The organism is Deinococcus aerophilus (assembly GCF_014647075.1).
In the GTDB taxonomy this organism is placed as follows: Bacteria; Deinococcota; Deinococci; order Deinococcales; family Deinococcaceae; genus Deinococcus; species Deinococcus aerophilus.
In genome coordinates, this window is sequence record NZ_BMOM01000029.1 from 1 (window position 1) to 22092 (window position 22092).

The window sequence follows — 22092 nt, forward strand, 5'->3', positions numbered from 1 at the left end:
CGGTGGCATTTTCGGTTGTCACAAACAGAAAGTGTCCCCTACCGGGGACGCTTTCTCATACTTTGTGTCAGGCCGTCAGCCCATTCACCTCAAATGCGCAACGGATCTTCATTCCTTTCTGATGAACTGCTCACGCGCAGCCTGCTTTTGCCCGGTCAACCTGTCTGTCATCACGCCTCAGCTGTTTAACGTTCTGCAACCATTTTAACGTTGTGAGTTTAGTGGAGTGGGTTGGGCTTGCCAATTTTCTCGGGAATTATTCATTTTTTTTAACGTACTCCACGGAGACATTAAAATCTACTATGAAGTTAATTCAAAAATTAGCACCATTTCATTATATAGCCACGAAGTATTGTTGACAGACACATGGGAAGCTCATACATTATAGACGTTCCGAGCAGACAGAGATAAAGAAACCCACACCAGGACATGGTGCAGGCGTCCTTACATCTTGCGCGGGCGGTTTCCAGGGAGGCTCATTATGAAAAAAGCACTGATGATTGCGGCGATGTTTTCGATGACGATGGCGAACGCGCAGGGTGTGCAGGGTGGACGGAGCGCCGGCTCAGTGAACACGGCCCTGAACTTCTACATGAAGGTGGTCCCGGGCTGTGCCGTAAACTTGGCCGGCAGCTACGACAGCGCCAAGGGAGCAACCTACAACGGTACGGACACCGCTCCAGAAACCGTGTCCGTCAACACGCTCTCTGGCGGTCAACCCAACTTCCGCTGCCAGACCGGTACCAAGGTCACGATCACGGCTTCTGCCCTCTACGGCGTGGGAAACACTTTCAAGGTCATCAAAGACAGTGACAGCGATACCGCCCCCACCATTCTGAACGGCATCATGTCGCTGGCCCGCGAAGGCTTTACCCTGACGCAAGGCAAGACTACCAACAACGACGACAAGACTCTGGAAGGCAAATTCGAGGTGTTGTTCGCACCCGGTAATGTGCCCGGGGGCAACGGGGATATCTACGGCATCGTGGCTGCGTTCACGCCGAATAAGGGGCAGTTCGAACCCCAGACCGGCGACTATCAAGGCACGCTGAACATCATGGTTAATTACTGAGTATGTGGCTCGGATGGGTGCCCCGGCGGGAATTCCGGAGCACCCATCCAATTTTCCGAAACTTGTCCAACCTGAAGTGGTGCCCGGAGGTGACTGTGTTCCGTATTCCTGCTCTCCTTGCATGTGTATTGCTTTCCGGCGCCGGAGCGCGGTGCGTGATTACCCAGGCGCAACTGGAAATGCCCGAGTACAGTGCGCTGCGTGCGAGTACCGGTATGCTCGCCGTGCGTATTGAGTGTGATGTGTCTTCTGAACCCGTCCGTTTGCAGCTGGAGGGGGCTGGTCTGAGCGCCACGCTGGACCAGCAATTGCAGCTCACCGTGTACAACACCTCGTCGGGCCGTCCGCCGACCCAGGTTCAGGTGCCCTTGATCCTCACGATGGGACAGGGCCTTGCGCTGCTTACCGGCCTCACCGTCAATGGCTCTCAGACCCTGCGTTTTCCACTCACGGCCCAGGCGGGTCAATGGGTTCCGGTGGGGACCTATGGTCTGCCGCTGACCCTTTCCCTTCGACCACTCCTGCCCTGAGGGCAGTCTTGAATGCCGCCCCAATTTCTTGCGTCTGGCCGCCCTAGCATAGTCCTGACCCGAACCACCGTCCCTCTCTAAGGAGAACACTGTGCCGCGTTGTCTGCCAAATCCCCTTCGTTTGACCCGGTGTGCGGTTGCCATGCTGGCGCTGTTCGCTGCCACGCTGCTGTCCGCGCAGGCCCAGACCTTCGGATTTACTCCCACCTTGCTGGAAATTGATGCGTCCCGCAATCTGGTGACCGAGACGACCATGATCAATGGCACCACCACTGCCGCACGGTTCAACGTGGTGGCGGTGTTGTGGCACATCGTGAACGGCAAGGAAGTCCTGGACGAGACCCGTGACCTGATCGTGAATCCGGCAACCTTTACCGTTAAGCCCGGCGGCTCGCAATTGATCCGCATCGGGGTCCGTAAGAAGCCCGGTAACACAGAGCTGACCTACCGGATCCTGGTGCAACAGGTCCCGATTGAGGGAATCGAGCTTCCCAAAATTGGCGCGGGCAACCTGGGCAAGGACAGCAAAGCGGGCATGAGCGTCGCGCTGACCTTCTCGTTACCGGTCTATGTCACGCCTGCAAGCGCCCAGCCGAAACTCGCGTTCACGGCGACCCCGCAGGGCAAGGACGTTACGCTGGTCCTGCAGAATGCGGGCAACCGCCGTACCATCATGCGCAAGGTCAAGTTCACGAGGGGCGCGGTTACCCAGACCACCGAGGTTCTGCCCCTGCTGGCGGGCAGCACCATCACCCTGACCTTGCCCGAACTGGGCGAGCAGGCTGGTCCCCTGAAGCTGAAGTACGAGGCCGAGGATGGGCAGATCCTTGAACAGATTGTCTCGCTTCCGTAAGCCCGTGACGGGCCGGCTGGTGCGGCGCTGGCCGCTGCGCGCCCTGACGGCGGCCCTGGGGGCGGCGGGGCTGGCGGGGGCGGCGGGTTGCGCCTCGCCCGAAGAGCTGCTCGACGTGCGTGTGGGGCAGTCTTCACGCGGCAGCGTGGTGGTACGGATCGAGCGCAACGAGGACCGCGTCTCTGACCTGCTGCTGCCGCCAGATGTGCTGCGCACGGGCGAACAGGTATACGTGGCGGGGCGGGTGGACTGTGACGGTGTGGCCTTCGTGCGTCTGCTTCCGGAGTTGCGGGTGACATACCGAACTGAAACGCAGGAATTGAGGATCACGCCGGTGCTGGCCCGCTTGGGAGAGCGCCGGATTGATGTCGGCCAGATGCTGACGCCCCCGGTCTACCCGGTGGTACCGGCCTTCGGACTGGATTTCGGCGTACAGGGAGCCGTGTCCTACGATCTGCGCGGTGAGCGGGCCGCGGGTACCCCGGCAACAACGCTGGGCAACGTCGGGGCCTACGTTGGCGTGGGTGGGGCGCGGGGCGGCCTGACCGGGTATGTGGGTGCGCTGTACGGCCGGCGTCCAGGCTCCGACGCCAAGGTTCAGGTCCGGGCCACGGCCCAGTATGCCTTTTCCCCATCAGTGGCCATCTACGTTGCCTATCACGCCATTCCTGGGGTTGCCCAACCCGGCTTTTCGACCTCCAGCTTCAGCGGCGTCACGGCCGCCTACCGCCAGCAGGTGCCTGCCGTTGCGTCGCCCATTTCAGTGCAGCTGGAAAATCCCTCGGTGGTCAGCGTGCTTGTCAATGGGCAGCTGCTTGGCAGCGTGGAAGCCCCTGCCGGCGAGATCACGCTCCTGAATGTACCGCTGCCCCGACAGGCCAACAACACGGTTGCGCTCCTGATAGAGGATGAAAACGGCCTGACCCAGCGGACCTTCAATGGCGTGTCGCCGTCGGAGGCGAGTCTGACGGGGGGATTGTTCGCCAGCGCCAGCGTGGGATACGACGACCAGTCGGTCGGTTCCGGCTGGAGCGCGGCGGCGACGGCTGCCTACACGTTTCGTCCCCAGCTGGGCGTGGAGGCGCAGGCCAGCGTATCCGGCAACGGAGCTCTGAGCGCGGCGGCACAGGTGCGTTACCTGGGAGCTCCGCTCTCCGGGGGCCTGGGGATTCAGGTCAGCCGCCCGGCCACAGCCGCAGACATGGCCACGTCACCGCTGAGCACACGCGTCAACGGGTCGCTGGCTTACCGTCAGGGACCGTTGAGCGTCAATGGCTCGGTGGCGGTACCGATCAATGAGCTGTCCAGCAGCACGCTGAACCTGAGCGCCGCCTATAGCGCTGCTCCGTGGTATTTCTCGGCGGCGGCCGCGACCGGGTTGACCGCTCAATCCTGGCAGGTGGACGGCAGCGTCACCCGGATTCTCAACGAGCGCAGCGCGGTAGGCCTTACCGCCTCGGTTCGCCCGGGCGGCTGGCAGGCGGCGCTGCGCGGCAACTATGTCTTTACGCCCAAGCTTCAGGGCAGCGCCAGCATCGGTCTGGGGTCTGGCGGAACCGTGCCCAGCACAACGTTAAGCTATCGTCCTGACCCCACCCAACTCGTCGGGCTCAGTGCGGACCTCAACGAGATCGGCGTGACGTACAGCCTCAGCCGGGGCGTTGATGCCAGTGCGTCGGCCACCACCCGTGGAGCCACCGCTCAGATCACCGGGGCGGTGGCCTATCTGGATGGCCGGCTGCTGCTGTCATCGGGCCTGGCCCAGCGCGGCATCCTGGTCCGTACGGGTGTACCCAATCTGCCCCTGCTGGTAGACGGTCTGGGTGGCGTGGTCACCAACCAGCGTGGTGACGCTCTGATTACCCAGGCTGCACCTACCCAGACGGTGTCGATTCGTGTCAACCCACGGGAGCTACCCCTGGGAGTGAGTCTCCAGAGCGTCGAGACCACGGTACAGCCCGCCGCCACGGGGCTCACCGTCGTGGACTGGCACGACAACTTCAGGATCTCGACGTTTGTGCAGTTTCGTTGGCAGGCAGGCGAGGTGGCAGCCAACGCCGATGTATACCTGGATGGCGAGAAAATTCTCCTTGATGACGAGGGGTATGGTCTGGTGTCCCAGGCGGCAGTGACCCGAACGGGCGAACTGCGTGATCCAGTAGGTTCCCGACGCTGCACCGTCGTCCTGGCCTCCACGGTGAAGGAAGCGACCTGCTTTGTGGTCCCGGGCTCCCCCTGACGGTGTCTGCTCAGGTAGTCATCGTATAGGGGAAACGGCGCCGTTCTCAGGCGGCCCATGACACCCATTTACAGCCAGGGCCTCATTCCGGGGCAGTGAGTACTAAAAAGAGTACTAAAAACAAAAAAAGCCCGTCTGTGACGGACTTTCCTGGTGGTGGAGCCAAGCGGGATCGAACCGCTGACCTCGTCATTGCGAACGACGCGCTCTCCCAGCTGAGCTATGGCCCCACGCATGCGCCCAGTCCAGCTCAGGCGAAAAGGACTGTAGCACGCACCCTGCGGGCGTGCAAGGCCGCGCGCAGGCCCCGGGATGTCCCGGCTTGTGGACCGCCCCACTGCGCTGCGGCGGCGAAGTGCTTACACTCCTGAAGCATGAGTGCGCCCACGACGCTGACCCCCGCTGCCACCGAGCAGGCCGACCGTTACACCTACAAATTCGGCCAGGAAGGCATCACCTTCGATGACGTGCTGCTGCAGCCGCGCCATTCCACCGTGCTGCCGCATGAGGTGAATGTAGAGACGCAGCTGACCCGCCGCGTGCGCCTGAACATCCCCTTTGTCAGTGCGGCCATGGACACCGTGACCGAGACCGGCATGGCGGTGACCATGGCCCGCGAGGGCGGCCTGGGCGTGATTCACAAGAACATGGCCATTGACGCCCAGGCCGAGATGGTGCGCAAGGTCAAGCGGAGCGAGAGTGGCATGATCGTTGATCCCATCACCCTGCCGCCCCACGCCACCGTCGGCGAGGCCGAGCGCATGATGGGGGAATACCGCATCAGCGGCGTGCCCATCACCGATCCTGCCGGCCGCCTGCAGGGCATCATTACCAACCGGGACATGCGCTTTATTGACGATCCCGCCACGCCCATCGCCGACGTGATGACCCGCGAGGGCCTGATCACCGTGCCGGTGGGGACCACGCTGGAGCAGGCGCAGGAGATCTTCAAACGTCACCGCATCGAGAAGCTGCTCGTCGTGGATGAGGGGGGGCTGCTGCGCGGCCTGATCACCATCAAGGACCTGACCAAGCGGGTGAAATACCCGCGCGCCGCCAAGGACGCGCTGGGCCGGCTGCGGGTCGCGGCGGCCATCGGGGTCGGCGCCGACCTGATGGACCGCGCCGGGGCCCTGCTCGATGCGGGCGTTGATGTGCTGGTTCTGGACAGCGCCCACGGACACAGCCAGGGCATCCTGAACGCGCTGACGCGGGTCAAGGAACACCTTGACGTGGACGTGATTGCCGGAAACGTGGCGACGCGGACCGGGGCAAGAGACCTGATCCTGGCCGGGGCAGACGCCGTGAAGGTGGGCATCGGGCCAGGGTCCATCTGCACCACCCGCGTGGTGACCGGGGTGGGCGTGCCGCAGATCACCGCCATCTTCGAGGCCTCGGCGGCGGCCATGGAGGCGGGCATTCCGGTGATCGCCGACGGCGGCATCAAGCAGACCGGCGACGTGCCCAAGGCGATCGCCGCCGGCGCGGGCGCGGTCATGATGGGCAGTATGCTCGCCGGCACCGATGAGGCTCCCGGCGAGAGCATCCTGCGCGATGGGCGGCGCTACAAGAGTTACCGCGGCATGGGCTCTCTGGGCGCGATGGATCAGGGGTCCAGCGACCGCTACTTCCAGAGTGGCAGCCGCAAGTTTGTCCCCGAGGGCATCGAGGGCATCATCGCCTACCGCGGCACGGCGGGCGAGGTGATCTATCAGTTCGTGGGCGGCCTGCGCAGTTCCATGGGCTACTGCGGTGCCCCTGACCTGCAGACCCTGCGCGACAGCGCCCAGTTCGTGCGGATCACCGGGGCCAGCCTGATCGAGAGCCACCCACACGGCGTCACCATCACCAAGGAAGCGCCGAACTATGGCGGGCGCTGAACTCAGCTCCACGGCTTTACGCCGCGCTCATGCAGTGCATTCCTGCTGACATCCCCCGGTCAGGTCGGGGGCGTAGGCTGGAGACATGAAACGACTCCTGAGCGCCCCGCGCGAACCGGTCAACGCCCTGACCCACTGGGCCGGCGTGGCGGCGGCGCTCGTGACGCTGGGGCCACTGCTGTGGTGGGCCCATGGGCGTGGACTGGAACTGTGGCCCTTCGTGGTGTTCGGCGTCAGCATGGTCGCGCTGTACGCCGCGAGTGCGAGCTACCACTCGTTCCGAGCCAGCGAACGCGGACTGCTGTGGCTGCGTAAGCTCGACCACGCAGGCATCTTCCTGCTGATCGCCGGCAGCTACACCCCCATCGCATATTTCGGGCTGCATGGCGTGTGGCGCGACACCGTGCTGTGGGTGGTGTGGGGCATCGCCCTGACCGGCATCGTGCTCAAACTGGTCACCATGCGGCTGCCGCGCTGGGTCAGCACGCTGTTGTACGTGGGCCTGGGCTGGCTGGCAGTCCTCTTCTTGCCGCAATTGGTCCAGACCCTGCCCCCCGCCTCGATCTTCTGGCTGGCGGCGGGCGGCGTGCTGTACACCCTGGGGGCGGTGGTCTACGGCACCCGGTTGCAACTGCGGCAGGACGGCCCCTGGCGGCTGTGGGGCTTCCATGAGGTCTGGCATCTGTTCGTGCTGGGCGGCACGGGCGCGCACATTGCGATGATGTTCAACCTGCGCTGAGGGCTGCCGGAGACACACAGCCACACGGAAAAGGCGGTCGGGCTCTTGCGCCGACCGCCTTTTCCGTGTGTGGCTGAGGAACGCTTCGTTACACCCCCACCACGTTCAGCACCCAGCCCTGCACCGCCTGGATAATGCTGCCGATGGGACCGCGGGCCAGGAAGATAAAGGCCATCACGATCAGGAAGCTGAAGGGCTGGGCCTCGAACTGGGCCAGCGCCCGGCCCATGGGCGGCACCAGCGCTCCAAGGATGCGGCTGCCGTCCAGCAGGGGAATGGGAATCAGGTTGAAGACCGCCAGAATCACGTTGATGCTCATCACGGTCAACAGGATGGTCAGGGTGATGGTGGTGGGGGGAAACACCTTGAGCAGTGCGGCGCACAGCACGGCGATGAGCAGGTTGCTGATGGGTCCGGCGGCGGCGACCCACAGGGTTCCCCAGCGGCCGAGGTTGTTGGGGTTGACCGGCACCGGCTTGGCAAAACCGAATCCGGCGATCAGCAGCAGCAGGGTGCCGAAGGGGTCCAAGTGGGCGATGGGGTTGAGGGTCACGCGTCCGTAGCGCCGGGGAGTCGGGTCACCCAGGCGGTCTGCCGTGTAGGCGTGCGCGAATTCGTGAACGGCGAGCGAGAGCACCAGCGCCAGCGCAATGATGATGAACGCGGTGGGATTGCTGGTCAGCAGACTGATAAGGCCCATATGGGGGGCATTCTACGGGCCGCCGCGCGCGCCGTCCGGCTGATGGCTTGCTTTGAGGTAGGCCCGCAGCGCCGCCCGTTCCTCCTCCGGGCTGCCCACCCTGCCGGCCCGCCGCAATCCGGCGAGATGGGCCAGCGCCTCGCCCACCGCGCGCCCGGGCAGCACGCCCAGCGCGAGCACGTCGCGCCCGGTCAGCGGCACCGCAGCGTCCGGGCGCAGCACGCCGCGCAGCAGCCGCTCGGGGGTGTCTTCCGGAAAGTAGGTGTCCGAGAGGGCGCGGGCGAGCAGCGCGCCGGGGCGGTCTCCCAGGCTCAGCCGCCCGGCCAGCGCGGTCGGGTCCGGGGCGGCGTGCAGGGCGGCGGCGGCGTACAGGGCAGGAGCGAGCGGATGGTCCGCCCGTTGCAACCGGTCAAGCGCCTCAAGCGTTTCCAGTCCGGGCAGCAGGGTGCCCGCCCCCCACCCGGCGAGCACCCGCGCCGCCGCGCCGGGCCTGGGTTCGGAGAACAGCAGCCGCAGTTCGGCCCACAGCCGGGGGGTCCGGTCGGCCAGCTCCAGCGCGTCGGGCACCTGACGCAACAGTTCCGGGCTGGCCGTCAGCCCCAGCCGGGCCGCCAGCCGCGCCGCCCGTACCAAACGGCTGGCGTCCTCACGCAGCGAGGCCGGGTGCAGGGGGCGCAGCGTCCGCGCCTTCAGGTCGTCCTGCCCCCCCACCTCGTCCAGCAGGCACACGGGCCCCTGCGGCCCGATCAGCAGCGCCAAGGCATTCACCGTGAAGTCCCGCCGCCGCAGGTCCTCCTCCAGCGTGCCGGGGTGGGGCCGGGGGTTCTCGCCGGGCACCGGGTAGCTTTCGCGCCGGGCACGGACCAGATCGGCGGTGCGGCCGTCTGGCAGGGTCACGGTGGCGTTGTGAAAGGCCGGGTGAAACACGGTGGGCAGACCGCTGGCGCGGGCCAGCGCTTCTACACCTGCTCCTTCCACCACCACGTCCAGATCCAGCGGGGTGTGGCCCAGCAGCGCGTCCCGCACCGCGCCGCCCACCAGCGCGAGCCGGGCCTGCGGGCCTGCCTGGCGGGCCAGGCCGGTTAGCCAGGTGCGGTCATGGTCTTGGAGCTGTGCCCAGGCGTGGGTGGCGGGGTCAGGGGTCATGGCGGGTCGGGTGGGCGCGGCCGGTCCAGCACAGGGCGTCCAGGAGCACTTTACTGAAAGGCGGCTGCATCCAGGGTGACCTTGACCTCCCGCTCCTGGCCGTCGCGCATCACAGTGAGGGTCACGGTCTCGCCCTCCTGCTTGCCGATCAGGATCGCCTGCAGGTCCTCCAGAGCGTCGACCGGCTCACCGTCGGCGGCCGTGATGACGTCACCGCCCAGGCTGATCGCTCCGCCCCGGAACTGCTGCTGTCGGGTGCCTCCCTGCAACCCGGCGCGGGCGGCGGGAGTGCCCGGCTGAACCTGCCCAATGATCAGGCCCTGCTCGGGCAGGTTCAGCTGCTGTTTGCCCTGCGAGGTCAGGGCGCCCAGGCCCACCGCCAGCGGCGTCTGCGGTCCCTGCACGAGCAGACCGGCCGTGATGCCGATGCGCGGCGGGTTCACGATGCCGCCCTTGGCCGCCTGCAGCCGGGGCAGCAGGTTCTTGGCCGCGTTGATGGGAATGGCGAAGCCCACGCCCGCGCTCTGGCCCACCCCGGTCGCTTGGCCGCTGGGCGAGAGAATCTGGGTATTGATGCCGATCACCTCACCAGAGCTGTTGAGCAGCGGGCCGCCCGAGTTGCCCGGGTTGATGGCCGCGTCGGTCTGGATGGCCTTCTGGGTGATGCCCTCGCCGCCGATTCCCCCCGAAAACCCGATGGGAATCTGGCGGGAAGTGCTGCTCACGATGCCCTCGGAGACACTGAAATCCAGCCCGAAGGGCGCGCCCATGGCAATGGCCTTCTGGCCCACCTTGAGGCTGGAACTGTCGCCCAGCGGAATCGGGCGGATCAGGGCTGGGTCCAGCCCTTCGGGGCGGATCAGCGCGAGGTCGTACTGCGGCGCGAGGCCGATGACCGTGGCGTCCACGGTGTCTTTCTGGTTCATCACCCGGATGCGGATGCGGCTGGCGCTGCCCGAGCCGTCGCTTCCGGCGACCACGTGGTAGTTGGTCAGAATGTCCCCGGCGTCGTTCACGAAAAAGCCGCTGCCCACTCCCTGCTGCACCTGCGAGCCGCCCTGCCCGCCGTACATCATGGCGAGGGGGTCCTGCGTGACCTCCTGCTCGGTGCTGATGAACACCAGTCCCGGTTCGTAGCGGTTCACCACCTCGATGGTGTTCTGCTCGCTTTGCAGCCGTGCGCCCGCTTCCAGCCCGACCGGGTCGGACGCCGCCGCGCCGGAGGACGACTCAGCCGGGGCAGGGGCTGTGTCGGTCGGGGTGGTTCCGTCCGTGGTGGGCGGGGTCGGGGTCGTCTGCACCGTTTCGCCTGGAGCCGTGCCGGCGGGACTGCCCCCCAGCGTGTCCGTGCGGCATCCCGAGAGGCCTGCCGCCAGGCTGATCAGCACAAGTGTGGTGGCCATTCCGGTGGTTTTCATCCCCGCAGTATCGCGAATGCGGCGCATATGCGCATAAGAACGGGTGTGTTGTGGGCTTCACGCATGCTCCGCCTGTACGGATTGAGCTGGGGAAATCACGCGCCCGACACATACCATGGAGCCGCCTCCCAGCACAGCCGGGACCAGAAAACAGCCCAGGATGGCCGGAGAATCCTGTGAAATCGGTATACTTATCTATGGAATACATCCTCGTAAAGATTGGTGACCAGGATGAAACGGATCCGGGCTCCGGCACGGTCATCGCTTCCGAATGCCCAACGCTTCCGAATGCCCAACGCTTGAAGTCGGGATGATCGTGAGGATTGCGCTGCACGGCATGTCATCCGATCAGCGCCAGCAGTATCAGATTTTTGACGATCGGGCGGGTCTGCAGTACCTCGCAGAGCGGGGCACGGGTGAGGGGAGAGGCGATGGTGTCTACCAGTACATGGTGCGTCCGCTGAATCCTTGATGGGGATAGGTCTGGAACTGGCGGCCAGCCTTCCGGCCCCTCGCCGTTCGTCTCGAACGCTGTGTACGGCGCTTGCTGGTCCTGGCGTACCGGGCCGGCGCAGCGGTCGTCTGACCTGTCGTTCTGTCGGCTGGGTCAGGTCCTGCAACGTCTGAAACAACACGGCCAGGCAGCTTGATCTGCCGTTCCGCCGCCCCGACCCGTTCCGCCTTCGGTCCCCCCCTCGATGGGAATGGCCTGCACCGCACTGGAATGCGCCACCGACAGCAGGGCCTTCTCAAAGTCAATGGCAGCGTGGTCCTGCGCCATGTTGTCCAGAAGTTCCATCAAGTCCACCGGCTGAACGGGCAGATGTGGCCCTGAAAGCGGGTGGAGTGGGTTTGCGTGGCGGCCTGCCTCAGTGTGCCATGCCGCTTTCTGTTCTCAAGCGCTCAGGCGCGGGCCCGCAGATCCTGAGCGTCCAGGGCCGCGATCTCGGCGGGGGTGATGTGGTACTTCTCGCCGCACCAATGACACACGATCTCCTGACCGCCGTCGTCGATCATCTCCTGGCGCTCCTCGGCATTGAAGAATTTCAGGCTGTCCTGGGCCTTCTGACGCGAGCAACGACACTCGAAGCGGGCGGCCTGTGCTCCGGCAGCCAGGGTCAGGTCCAGGCCCTCGGTGACGCGCTGCATCACTTCCAGCAGCCCGCCCCGGCGCAGGCCATCGGTGATCTGGCCCAGCGCGCGGATGTTGGCCTCCAGGTGGGCGAGCGTCTCGTCGCTGACGCCCGGCATGGCCTGCACGAGCAGCCCGCCGGCGTGCGCCACCCGGCCCCCGGCCTCGTACACGCCCAGCAGCACGGCGTTGGGAATCTGCTCGGAGACCCCCAGGTAGGTGCTGATGTCCTCGGCAATCTCGCCGCTGGTGAGGTGAACGCTGCCCGTATACGGCTCTCCGTTGTCCAGCAAGCGGGTCACGGCCAGTTCGCCGTCGTTGCCCACGATGCCGCTCACGTCCAGCTTGCCGTCGGACTCGCGCAGCGGCAGGTCGGCGCCCGGCTCGCGCACGTAGCCGCGCACCATACCGCCCGCCGAGCCCTCGGCCACGATCCAGCCCACCGGTCCGCCGCCCTCCACCCGCACGGTCACGCGGCTGTCAACCTTCTTGCCCAGCACCACTGCCAGCAGCGCGGCGGCCGTCAGGGTGCGTCCCAGCGCGGCGGTCGCGGTCTTGCTCAGGTCGTGGCGCAACCGGGCGTCTTCCACCACACGGGTGGATTCCATGCCCACCAGCCGCAGGGTATTGCCCGCCGCGGTGCCGCGCAGGAGAAAAGAATCTGGAATGGTGGAAGCAGTCATTAGGAAACCTTACACGCGCACGCTCAAGGACGGTTGTGGGAGGACTCTCATTGTGCGTGACTTTCATTTGAAAGGTCGCCGCCAGGACAGCGTTCCGGGTATTCTACGGCCGGTCGGAAGTCCGTTTCAGGGCGGCGTGCTGCCCGATCATGAGGGTCCGGGCCCCTGGAGCCTCCCCGTTGATTTCGCTGTTATGCGGTTCTCATAAACTCAACCTAAGCTGATCTGCTGACCGATTTCTCCCTTTCAGGCGTCTGAACCTGAAATGTCTGTAAGACCACCGTGACCCGCATCGTCTCATCCTTTCTCATCTCGCAGTTTTTTGCGTCAACACTAAGGAGCAAGCATGCAGAGCAAAACCGTTACCCCCAAGAAGTACCTGGGCGCCATTGCCCTCGCCACCCTGACCCTGACCCTCGCCGCCTGCAAGAACAACACCGGCTCGGCCGGCACCACCGAGACCACCACCGAGACCACCACCGAGGCGACGCCGGGAACCAGCGGCAGTGACGTGCTGGTGATTCAGGAGTCCTCGGACATCCCGACCCTGGACCCCGGCACCACCTACGACACGGGCAGCGGACAGGTCGTGGAGAACCTCTACGAGACGCTGGTGACCTATCAGGGCAACAGCCTGACCGAACTTGCTCCGCTGCTCGCGACCGAGTGGGACGAGGGCCAGAACGGCACCGAGTACCGCTTTACCCTGCGTGAGGGCGTGAAGTTCCACACCGGTAACCCCTTCGAGTGTAAGGACGCCGAGTACACCTTCCGCCGCAACCTCGTGACCAACACCAGCGACAGCGGCAACTGGTTCCTGAGCGAGAGCCTGCTGGGCACCGGCAGCAACGCCAACGACGACCAGAGCATCACCTGGGCGAAGATCACCGACGCCGTGAAGTGCGACGGCGAGACGCTGGTGTTCAAGCTGCCCAAGGCGGACCCCGCCTTCCTGGCGAAGCTCGCGTACACCGGCCAGGGTATCGTGGACAGCGCGCATGCCAAAGAAATTGGCGAGTGGGACGGCACCGAGGCCACCTGGAAGGAAGCCGTGGGCAAGGACCTGACCGGCAGCCCGCTGGCGCAGGACCCCAGCGGCACCGGGGCGTACAAGCTGCGGGAAAAGACCGCCACCGCCCTGACGGCCACCGCCTTCGCCGACTACTGGGGCCAGCAGCCCGAGATCAAGAACGTGATCATCCAGAAGATCCCCGAGCAGGCCGCCCGCCTGCAGGCCTTCGAGAAGGGTGACGCGGACATGGTGGAAACCGGTGGCCGCCCGATCATCGAAGCGCAGCTGCGCGGCAAGTCGGGCATCGAGATCATCGACGACCTGCCCGACACCAGCGCCTTCGGCATCAGCATGAACCAGAAGATCGAGGGCGACGCCATCGGCAGCGGCAAGCTCGACGGTCAGGGCATCCCCGCCAACTTCTTCAGCGACGTGAATGTGCGCCGTGGTTTTGTGGCCGCCTTCAACGTGCCGCAGTACATCGAGGAAGTGCAAAAGGGCAAGGGCGAGCCGCGCAACTTCCTGCTGCCCGAAACCTTCCCCGGCTACAACGCGGACATCGAGCCCCCACAGTTTGATCTGGAAGCCGCCAAGCAGAACTTCCAGGACGCCTGGGGCGGCAAGGTCTGGGACAACGGCTTTACCGTCAATGTCTCGTACCGTGCGGGCAGCGTTCCGGCCCAGACCGGCATGGAACTGCTGAAGAAGAACATCGAGTCCATCAATCCCAAGTTCCGGGTGAACATCGTCGCCAAGGAATGGAGCGACATCATCAAGGGCAGCAACCAGGGCACCGAGGCGATGGTCATGACCGGCTGGGCCCCCGACTATGCCGACCCGGACAACTTCGTGCACACCTTCTACGCCTCCAAGGGCTACTACAACCCGCGCATCAACGTGACCGACGCGCAGATTGACGGCTGGATTGAGGAGGCCCGCGCCACCACCGACACCGCCCGGCGCAACGAGCTGTACACCAACATCGCCAAGCGGGCGCTGGATCAGGCCTACTACATCCTGATGCCCAGCAACCCCGGCATCCAGGCGTACCGGGATACCGTCAAGGGCATCAGCCTGGACACCTTCAACCCGATGATCTCCTTCCGCACCGGTACCCTCTGGAAGGACCTCAGCAAGAGCTGAGCCGACTCCCGGCACCCCGGCGGGGCCGCTTCCTGAAGTTCAGGGGTGGCCCCTGCTTCGTGTGACTGTGGATTTTGGCTGTGGATTTCACAGGTCGCGTATTCTGCGGGCATGTCCTCCGCCGACCCGCACATTCACAGCCATGACCCGGAAACCGGCCTGCCGCGCCGCATCTCGCTGCTGCTGGTCGACGACCATCCGGTGGTCCGCAAGGGCACCCGCGAATTGCTGGAAGGCGAGGCCGACCTGCATGTGGCGGGCGAGGCGGCCAGCGGCGAGGAGGCCATCGTGCAGGCGCGGGCGTTGCGGCCCGACGTGATCCTGATGGACGTGTCCATGCCCGGCATGAACGGCATTGAGGCGACCCGCGCCATCAAGGCCGAGCAGCCCGGCGTGGGCGTGCTGGTGCTGACCAGCTACGACGACGACGCCTACGTGTTCGCGCTGCTGGAAGCCGGAGCGGCCGGCTACCTGCTCAAGAACACCAGCGAGGACGACCTGCTGGGGGCGGTGCGGGCGGTGGCCGCCGGGGAAAGTGCCCTGCACCCCAGCGTGGCCCGCAAGGTCCTGGAGCGCTTCAGCGCCGGGGCCGCCACCGCCCACACCCCGCCCGAGGACGACCTCAGTCCGCGCGAGCTGGAAGTGCTGCGCGTGGCGGCCACCGGGCGCACCAACAAGGAAATTGCCCGCGACCTCGACATCAGCCCGCGCACCGTGCAGGTCCACCTCGCGAACATCTTCTCCAAGCTGAACGTGGGCAGCCGCACCGAGGCCGTGCTGTACGGCATCAAGCGTGGGTGGATCGACCCGAAGATGCTGTGAGGCCCCGGTCCTGAGCCTTTCCGCGATGATTCCCCCCCCTTCCACCCTCGCTGCGGCCAGTACCGTCGCCGCCTTCGCTGCGGCGCTGGCGGAGTACGCCTGCGAGGTTACGTCGGCACACGGGGTGCAGGTGTGGGTGGGCGACGGGGTCCGCAACGTGGCGGTCGCGCAGGCGGGGCGGGGGCTGGGGCTCAGCGACGGCACGCTGGCTGGGCGGGCGCTGGAGGAGGGCCGGCCGGTCGAGGAAGGCATGCTGAGCTGCCTGCCCCTGGGCACGGCGGGACGTGGGGGGGTGCTGGAATTCGTGGGGGCCCGCCCGGCGGGTGTGGAGGCGCTGGCCGACCTCACGCCGCTGCTGTCCCTGGCGCTGGAGGGCGTGCAGGCCCGCGAGGCCCGGCGCGGGCGGGGCCGGGTGGCCGAGACGGTGGAGGCCCTGGTGCGGCGGCTGGGCGGCAGCCTAGACTTGGCCGAGGTCCTGACCGGTACGGCCCAGAGCGCGGCGCAGGCGCTGGGCTTCTCGCGGGCCTTCGTGGCTCTGTTCAACGAGTTCGGCGAGGACGGGGCGCGGACCGGGAATGTGTTCACACACGGCTTCGACGAAACCTTCACGGGTGGGGTGGGCGTGGGACCCGTCAGTCTGGAAACGCTGATCCGCCGGGGCGAGGCGATTCGTTTTGAGCGCGCGCGCGATGCGGACTCACGCATGGCCCAGGGCCTCAGGGAGCTGAATCCCGAGGCGGCGGTCATCGCGCCGCTGAGCGCGCGCGGACAGCCGCTGGGGGTGCTGTATGCCGACACCCTCACGCCGGGCGCGACCGCCAGCGAGGACGATGCCCGGCTGGTGCTGGCACTGGCCGAGCAGGCCAGTCTGGCCATCGACAACGCCCGGCTGTACGGCATCGAAACCCGCAAGCGCGAGGCCGCCGAGGCGCTGCGCGAGGCGGGGGCCGCGCTTGCGGGCAGCCTGCTGCTCAGCGACACGCTGGAAAAGGTGCTGGAACGGGCGGTGACGCTGTTCCGGGCAGACGCCGCCGCCGTGTACGAGTTGCAGCCGGACGGACGCACGCTGAGCATCCGCAGCGCGGTGGGGTTGCCCAGCGAGTACGTGCTGCGGGTGCACGCCAAGGTGGGCGCGGGCGTGACCGGACGCGCGGCCCAGCAGCGGGAGCCGGTGGTCGCCCACGACCTGAACACCGCCCACTACGGAGGCGGCAGCCGCTACACCCGGCAACTGCTGGCCCAGGGCCGTTACCCGTACCGGGGGGTCGTGGGCCTGCCGCTGTCCACGCGGGCCGGCGTGTTCGGCACGCTGACGCTGTACTGGAACGCGACCCTGCCGCTGGACGCCGACGACCTCGCACTGGCGGGCGTGTTCGCGGCCCAGGCCTCGCTGGCGGTGGAGAATGCCCGGCTGTACGAGGAGGAGCTGCGCCGTGAGCGCGAGGCCGCCGTGCTGCTCAATGTGGGGCGGCTGCTGGCCGAGGACCAGAGTGACGCCGCGCTGGCCGAGGCGGCCCGGCTGGCGACCCAGGCGCTGAGCGCCCGGCGCGGCCTGATTGTCCTGACCGGTGAGGGCGGGGCCATCAGCCGCTGGGCGACCTACAACCTGTACGTGCCGGGCCGCGCGGAACTCGCCTCGCTGATGACCCAGCTGGGGCGCGGGCCCCGGCCACTGACCCGGCGCGCGTGTCTGCCGGTGGCGGGCAGCGGCCTGATCGTGCCCCTGCACAGCGAGGTGGTGGGCGAGGGTGGCGTGCATGAGGGCGGCGTCCTGTTGGGCTTTCTGTACGCCGACGATCCGGGCACCGAGGCGCCGGGCGACCGGGTGCTGGGGCTGGCGCGCAGCGTGGCCGATCAGATGGCGCTGACCCTGACGCGCGTGCGGCTGCTCTCGGCACTGGAACGCGAGGAGGCCCGTTACCGCCAGCTGGCCGAGGGCGCCCACGACCTGATTCTCAGCGCGGACGCCGCGGGAGTCGTGACCTACGCCAACCCTGCGGCCACCCGGCTGCTGGAGGGCCTGACCGGGCCGTTGGTGGGTGCCCGCCTGCTGACCCTGCCCACGCCCGATACCCGCCCGGCGCTGCACGCCGCGTGGCAGGCCGCCCTGACCCGGAATGCGGGGGGGCGCGCCGAGATTCAGATCGCGCACTACCGCCTGGAGGTGCGCCTGAGCGCCGTGCAGGGTGAGCCGGTGCGGGGTGGGGAAGAACGTGGCGTGCTGCTCGTCGCCCGCGACCTCTCGGAACTGCAGACGCTGGCCGACGAGATCACCCGGCGCGGACAGGCGCTGGAGGCCGCGACCAGCCGCCAGAGCGAGCTGCGCACCTATCTCTCGCTGTTTACCCAGGCGCAGGAGGAGGAGAGAAAACGCATCAGCCGCGAGCTGCACGACGACACCGCCCAGGTGCTGACCGCCAGCACCCGCCGGGTGGCCCGGCTGGCCCGTGACCTGGACGGCGAGCAGCGTGCCCGCGCCGACGACATCCTGGCCGACCTGAACGCCGCCATCGAGAGCGTGCGCCGCTTTGCCCGCAACCTGCGCCCCAGCGTGCTGGACGATCTGGGCCTGCTGCCTGCGCTGGAGTGGCTCTCCGGGCAGGCCCAGACCCCCACCCGCCTGGAGGTGGCCGGAGCCGAGCGCCGCCTGGATTCGGCCGTCGAGCTGACCGTGTTCCGTCTGGCGCAGGAGGCCCTGAACAACGTGGACAAGCACGCCGGAGCGCACAGCGCCGCCGTCCGGGTGGTTTTTCAGGACGGCGGGGTGGAGGTGGCCATCAGCGACGACGGTCAGGGCTTCACCGCCGATCAGGCCCAGGCCCGCGCTCGGCAGGGCCACCTGGGGCTGACCGGCCTGCGCGAACGCGTGGCGCTGGCCGGAGGAGCCCTGGAGGTGGACAGCACGCCGGGACAGGGCACGACGCTGCGTTTCACGCTGCCGGGCTGAGCCGCTGGGGAGCAGTGCGGGCAAGGGCAGGCCAGGATGAACAGCCGGGTCTTGCCTCCGGTTCGCCTGGAGTGCCCGCCTCCATGGCCCCGAACTTCAGCCGGCACGTCGTCAGCGCAGTCGGGTCACGGCGCGCTGCGTGAGTTTGATCAGGGCCGCCTCGCTGGGGCCCTTGCCATTCACCAGGCTGATGACCATCAGGACATACGGTCCCTTGCGCACGAACACAGAGGCGGCGCTGGTCAGGGTCTTCGGCTGACCCTCCACGGCCAGGGCGGAATTGGCCCCGGCGTACGCTTCATCCCCCAGCTTGGGAACAGCGTGGATCAGCCCCGGCAGGTCCGAGGTCTCCACGAGGCTCTTCAGGGACTTGCCCTGCAACATGCTGCGGGGGCCGACCATGACCATCAGGCCGCCACTGGCGTGCCCGAACTCGCACTTGCTCATCGCGTCGCCGGTTTCCAGCTGTCCCGCGTCCACCTTGCGGCCGTACAGGCCCTGCACCTCGGCGGCGCTCAGGAGCTTGCAGGGATTGGGCAGCGCCGCGCCGCTCCATCCTGAGAAGGCCAGCAGCGCCGTGACCAGCAGTCTGTTCCTCATACCTTCCTCCCTGGGCCCGCTGTGGGCAGGGGGTTCCGGGCAAAGGCCGCATGTGCCCTGCGCGGCGGCGCTCAGAACCACGAGACCGAGTGCATCAACGTTTCGGGGTGTGTTTCAGGTCAATACGCAGATCCCAGAGTGCCTCCTTGATGCCCGCAACTGGATTTTGAGTTCCGTCGGAATGCTGGGTCAGGCGTGCCAGGACGCCCGGCGCGGGCCGCAACGGTTCCAGGGTCCAGCCCTCCGGCTGATCCGCTCCCGGACCCATGCGCTGTTGCCACTCGATGCGCCACGTGTCCGACTCCTCCTCCTTGGAGAACAGGCCCCCTGTGGTGTGACACACGGTTTTGGTGATCTCGGTGGGTTCCCCCGGATGGACCGTTACCGTGGAATGCTCCAGGTCCACTTCGCGCGCACCCCCCAGCGGATCCATCACGGGCAGACGCCGGACCAGCTTCTGCAGTTCCTCACTCAGGCCCTGAAGCCTGGAGGTCAGCGGCTGTTTCCCGACCTTGAACACCAGATTCAACTGCGCCCGCATGGTTCCGGGGCGTGTGGTGAGGGCGGACCCCTCGCATGACGCTGCGGCCATCACGGTTTCCATCGAACCAGTCCCGGCCTCCTCGTACTTTGTGTAGCTCAGTGGGCCTGTGGCAGCCGGCAGGGTCACCGTGGCTTCCGGCGACACCTCGGCCACCACGGGAAGCCGGGAGTACACGCTGATCTGGCGCTTGAGGGTGGTCGGGCCTAGAGAAATGGCACCCTGGGCAGCAGGAAGACTGCCCTCGTAATTCAGGGTGGAAGTCAGCTCCACCTCGTAACGGGCACACCGCTGCACATAATCCCTGAGCGCCGTTTGCAAGACGCTCCCCCCGAGGAGGGCAAGGGGCCGGGGGTCCAGACCGACTCCCTGGCGGGCCTGCTCCCAGCGGACGGCCCACTGGATCAGGCCCGCCACGTCCCCGCCGCCCATCAGGCACAGCTCAAACTGTTCTTTCAGGCAGCGCCGGCCCACGTCCTCGGCGAGTCCCGTTCCCAGAACGTCGTGCAGGATGCTCCGCGCCTCATCCTGCACGCCCCACAGTTCGGCCTGGATCAGCAGGCTGTGGCTCTCTTGCAGGTACAGGGCGGCGAGCATGCAGTTCTGGGGGGCCGCCGCCTTCAATGGCCCGAGAATTTGCTCACCGTAGGCCTGATACAGCCCGCGGATCTCCTGCGGCCCCGAGGCTCCCGCCAGATCCCGGCCCAGTTGCTCCTGTGCTTCCAGGGCCGGGCGGCCCGACTCTGCGCTGCGTTCCGTCACGGTGGCGCTGGAGCTTCCGTAGTCCGAGAAGTGGCGGATGACAAAGGTCACCTGTGCCGGGGTCGGGGGCACGGGAGCGGCCAGGATATCCAGATGCTGCCGCTCGCCCTCTACCCGCCAGGGAATCTGGACCCCGGGATTCAGCGGGCGGGCGGGGGTGATCACCAGGGTGGCCGGTTGCAGGAAGCTCAGGCCGTGCGGCTCCAGGCGGGCGCCCACTTCCAGGCCCGCGTGAAAGGGCAGGCCGTCCACCCGGGCAAGGGGCGTGACCGTGATCAGGGTGGGCCCCGGCAACGCTCCGGGCGGAATGGTCAGCCGGTATGAGGTGCCGGCGTCGTCCAGGGCCTCCAGTTCGCCGCCGCGGGCGTCCACGACGCTGCTGTACGCGCTGGCCTGATCCGGGACGGACTGCACCGCCCGGGGGGGGACAGGCCGGATGTACCAGTCTGCGGGCACCCCGGCGGCCTGGGCCGTGAGTCCCAGCGTGCCCGCCAGGGCCAGCCGACCCAGCCCTCTTCCTAGCGATGACCTCCAGCACCGGAGGCTTGCCGCGCGGCCCGGAGGCCGCTTCCGCTGACCAGGCTCACTGCCGTTCATGATCCATCATAGGCTCAACGGGCCCGGAAGTTTAAAGTCCGGACCCGTTGCCTGGACCCGGGGTCATCCGGCGTCCCCGTATTTTGCCAGGAACGCCTCGCGCGTCATCCACGCGAGTTTCGGTTGCGGTTCGCTGGGGGGCCGGGCAGTGCCGTACACCACGCGCAGCAGCCGGAAGCCCAGGCCATACACGCGGGCGCGGGCCGGTGGCAGCGCGAGGAGCGTGAAGCCGGCCTGTTCCAGCGGGGCGTGAAACAGCGTCACGGCGAAGACCGCCTGGGCACCGTGCAGTTCGGGGCGTGCCTGCAGGGCGGCGGCCACGTCGCGCAGGCTGCGCAGGTAGGCGCGGTAGGCGCTCAGGGCGCTGCGCTGAGACAGCCCCACGATGCGCGGCGAATGCAGGTGCAACTCGGCGGTGGGGGTGGCGCGGGGCAGGGGCAGCGGCTCCGGGGCGTGGTCCAGCGCGGCCACCCGCATCACGGCGTCGGCGCGCTGCGCGAGGTCAATGACGCCGTGCTCGCGGGCAAAACGGGCCTCCACCGTCTGGGTGTACAGGTGCAGCAGCAGGTCGCGCGGCCCCGCGCGCCGCAGCCCGGGCAGACTGCCCACCGGAACGGGCCGGTAGCCCAGCGCCCGCCACTCGTGCAGCCGCTCGCCCAGGTCCTGTGGGGCCACGCGCACGGTCTGTCCGGGTTGAGGCGCGCGGTGAGGGGGGGGCAGGGGATGAACACCCCCGGCGGCGAGCCGGCGCACCCCGGCCCACGTCAGGCCCGCCGCGTCCCAGCTCCGGACCGGCTGTCCGGCGGCGGCTTCCAGGGCGCTCAGGGTGCCGGGCTGCCCCCGGCCGGCGATCTCGTGGCCGGCCTGTGTGGCGGCCCACAGCGCGTCCGGCACGAGGTGGGCGAGTCGGGGAGGCAGCAGCAGCGTGGCCCGGACCTGTGCCTGTTGCAACGTGGCCAGCACGTCGGTCAATTCCTGCGGGGTGGTGAGGGCAACGGTCACGCCCAGCTGCGGGGCGCCGGCGTGGCCGCCCGCCCACGCGCCCCAGGCCCCGGCACGCAGGGCGAGCCGCAGCGTCCGCATGCCGGGTGAGGTCGCGGCGACCGGTTCGGGAAACGGGGAGCCCATGGACCGACTGTAGCGAATGCAGCGCACGCTCCGGCGGCGGAGCACAGGGGGCAGCAACGAAAGGCTGACGACACTCTCATGCCGGGCGTCGTATGCTCCTGTCTAGCGATGCTTCAGGAACCCTTAAACAAACAGGTTCGGCACCCCG

At 67.3% G+C, this 22092-nt stretch carries 16 protein-coding genes and 1 tRNA gene; 9 read left to right on the top strand and 8 right to left on the bottom strand.

The genetic code is table 11. The features are described from left to right. Positions 1-481: 481 nt before the first annotated feature. The 4 genes from IEY21_RS13690 to IEY21_RS13705 all read left to right on the top strand — a co-directional run bounded on the left by IEY21_RS13690 (position 482) and on the right by IEY21_RS13705 (position 4694). Positions 482-1072: a hypothetical protein gene (locus IEY21_RS13690; protein ID WP_188904910.1), complete on the top strand. Its 591-nt coding sequence runs from the start codon at positions 482-484 to the stop codon at positions 1070-1072. 155 nt (positions 1073-1227) lie between these two features. After that, the gene (locus IEY21_RS13695) at positions 1228-1602 is read left to right on the top strand and encodes a hypothetical protein (RefSeq protein WP_188904911.1); all 375 of its coding nucleotides are present in this window, start codon (positions 1228-1230) and stop codon (positions 1600-1602) included. 142 nt (positions 1603-1744) lie between these two features. Next, positions 1745-2455: a fimbrial biogenesis chaperone gene (locus IEY21_RS13700; RefSeq protein ID WP_188904912.1), complete on the top strand. Its 711-nt coding sequence runs from the start codon at positions 1745-1747 to the stop codon at positions 2453-2455. Beyond that, complete coding sequence (locus IEY21_RS13705; protein WP_188904913.1) at positions 2430-4694, top strand: fimbria/pilus outer membrane usher protein; 2265 nt, start codon at positions 2430-2432, stop codon at positions 4692-4694. The genes IEY21_RS13700 and IEY21_RS13705 overlap by 26 nt, the downstream gene beginning before the upstream one ends. A gap of 154 nt (positions 4695-4848) precedes the next feature. On the opposite strand, the gene IEY21_RS13710 is transcribed toward IEY21_RS13705, so the two are convergent. Then, positions 4849-4924: transfer RNA gene (locus IEY21_RS13710), tRNA-Ala, on the bottom strand. A 144-nt stretch (positions 4925-5068) separates the two neighbouring features. Here IEY21_RS13710 and guaB point away from each other — a divergent pair. Beyond that, a complete protein-coding gene (gene guaB, locus IEY21_RS13715) occupies positions 5069-6574 on the top strand; it encodes an IMP dehydrogenase (RefSeq protein ID WP_188904914.1) in 1506 nt (501 codons plus the stop codon). Positions 6575-6659: 85 nt separating this feature from the next. Further along, the gene (gene trhA / locus IEY21_RS13720) at positions 6660-7313 is read left to right on the top strand and encodes a PAQR family membrane homeostasis protein TrhA (RefSeq protein WP_188904915.1); all 654 of its coding nucleotides are present in this window, start codon (positions 6660-6662) and stop codon (positions 7311-7313) included. An 88-nt stretch (positions 7314-7401) separates the two neighbouring features. Here the strand turns inward: trhA and IEY21_RS13725 are convergent, their stop codons facing one another. From IEY21_RS13725 to hslO, 4 genes are all read right to left on the bottom strand, one after another. Beyond that, positions 7402-8013, bottom strand: coding sequence for a site-2 protease family protein (locus tag IEY21_RS13725; RefSeq protein WP_188904916.1), 612 nt, complete (start codon positions 8011-8013; stop codon positions 7402-7404). A gap of 12 nt (positions 8014-8025) precedes the next feature. Then, positions 8026-9159: a tRNA nucleotidyltransferase/poly(A) polymerase family protein gene (locus IEY21_RS13730; protein ID WP_188904917.1), complete on the bottom strand. Its 1134-nt coding sequence runs from the start codon at positions 9157-9159 to the stop codon at positions 8026-8028. 50 nt (positions 9160-9209) lie between these two features. After that, entirely contained in the window at positions 9210-10577 is a 1368-nt protein-coding gene (locus IEY21_RS13735; RefSeq protein ID WP_229753108.1) for a S1C family serine protease, read from the bottom strand. A gap of 903 nt (positions 10578-11480) precedes the next feature. Continuing rightward, positions 11481-12392, bottom strand: coding sequence for an Hsp33 family molecular chaperone HslO (hslO, locus tag IEY21_RS13740; protein ID WP_188904918.1), 912 nt, complete (start codon positions 12390-12392; stop codon positions 11481-11483). Between the two features lie 346 nt (positions 12393-12738). On the opposite strand from hslO, the gene IEY21_RS13745 reads away from it, so the two are divergent. From IEY21_RS13745 to IEY21_RS13755, 3 genes are all read left to right on the top strand, one after another. Continuing rightward, positions 12739-14547, top strand: a complete 1809-nt coding sequence (locus tag IEY21_RS13745; protein ID WP_188904919.1) for an ABC transporter substrate-binding protein — start codon at positions 12739-12741, stop codon at positions 14545-14547. 111 nt (positions 14548-14658) lie between these two features. Beyond that, entirely contained in the window at positions 14659-15369 is a 711-nt protein-coding gene (locus tag IEY21_RS13750; RefSeq protein ID WP_188904920.1) for a response regulator, read from the top strand. Positions 15370-15394: 25 nt separating this feature from the next. Further along, a complete protein-coding gene (locus IEY21_RS13755; RefSeq protein WP_188904921.1) occupies positions 15395-18316 on the top strand; it encodes a sensor histidine kinase in 2922 nt (973 codons plus the stop codon). Between the two features lie 111 nt (positions 18317-18427). On the opposite strand, the gene IEY21_RS13760 is transcribed toward IEY21_RS13755, so the two are convergent. The 3 genes from IEY21_RS13760 to IEY21_RS13770 all read right to left on the bottom strand — a co-directional run bounded on the left by IEY21_RS13760 (position 18428) and on the right by IEY21_RS13770 (position 21944). Further along, positions 18428-18916, bottom strand: coding sequence for a hypothetical protein (locus IEY21_RS13760; protein ID WP_188904922.1), 489 nt, complete (start codon positions 18914-18916; stop codon positions 18428-18430). Positions 18917-19010: 94 nt separating this feature from the next. Further along, entirely contained in the window at positions 19011-20633 is a 1623-nt protein-coding gene (locus IEY21_RS13765) for a hypothetical protein (RefSeq protein ID WP_188904923.1), read from the bottom strand. Between the two features lie 246 nt (positions 20634-20879). Continuing rightward, positions 20880-21944, bottom strand: coding sequence for a YkoP family protein (locus IEY21_RS13770; protein ID WP_229753109.1), 1065 nt, complete (start codon positions 21942-21944; stop codon positions 20880-20882). Positions 21945-22092: the final 148 nt, after the last annotated feature.

What these genes read in the sequence shown, in the direction of transcription:
- IEY21_RS13700 (WP_188904912.1), top strand. Translation starts at nt 1,745, where the DNA reads ATGCTGGCGCTGTTCGCTGCCACGCTGCTGTCCGCGCAGGCCCAGACC.
- IEY21_RS13745 (WP_188904919.1), top strand. Translation starts at nt 12,739, where the DNA reads ATGCAGAGCAAAACCGTTACCCCCAAGAAGTACCTGGGCGCCATTGCC.
- IEY21_RS13735 (WP_229753108.1), bottom strand. Translation starts at nt 10,577, where the DNA reads ATGAAAACCACCGGAATGGCCACCACACTTGTGCTGATCAGCCTGGCG.
- IEY21_RS13770 (WP_229753109.1), bottom strand. Translation starts at nt 21,944, where the DNA reads ATGGGCTCCCCGTTTCCCGAACCGGTCGCCGCGACCTCACCCGGCATG.
- hslO (WP_188904918.1), bottom strand. Translation starts at nt 12,392, where the DNA reads ATGACTGCTTCCACCATTCCAGATTCTTTTCTCCTGCGCGGCACCGCG.
- trhA (WP_188904915.1), top strand. Translation starts at nt 6,660, where the DNA reads ATGAAACGACTCCTGAGCGCCCCGCGCGAACCGGTCAACGCCCTGACC.
- IEY21_RS13755 (WP_188904921.1), top strand. Translation starts at nt 15,395, where the DNA reads ATGATTCCCCCCCCTTCCACCCTCGCTGCGGCCAGTACCGTCGCCGCC.
- IEY21_RS13750 (WP_188904920.1), top strand. Translation starts at nt 14,659, where the DNA reads ATGTCCTCCGCCGACCCGCACATTCACAGCCATGACCCGGAAACCGGC.
- IEY21_RS13690 (WP_188904910.1), top strand. Translation starts at nt 482, where the DNA reads ATGAAAAAAGCACTGATGATTGCGGCGATGTTTTCGATGACGATGGCG.
- IEY21_RS13730 (WP_188904917.1), bottom strand. Translation starts at nt 9,159, where the DNA reads ATGACCCCTGACCCCGCCACCCACGCCTGGGCACAGCTCCAAGACCAT.
- IEY21_RS13725 (WP_188904916.1), bottom strand. Translation starts at nt 8,013, where the DNA reads ATGGGCCTTATCAGTCTGCTGACCAGCAATCCCACCGCGTTCATCATC.
- IEY21_RS13760 (WP_188904922.1), bottom strand. Translation starts at nt 18,916, where the DNA reads ATGAGGAACAGACTGCTGGTCACGGCGCTGCTGGCCTTCTCAGGATGG.
- guaB (WP_188904914.1), top strand. Translation starts at nt 5,069, where the DNA reads ATGAGTGCGCCCACGACGCTGACCCCCGCTGCCACCGAGCAGGCCGAC.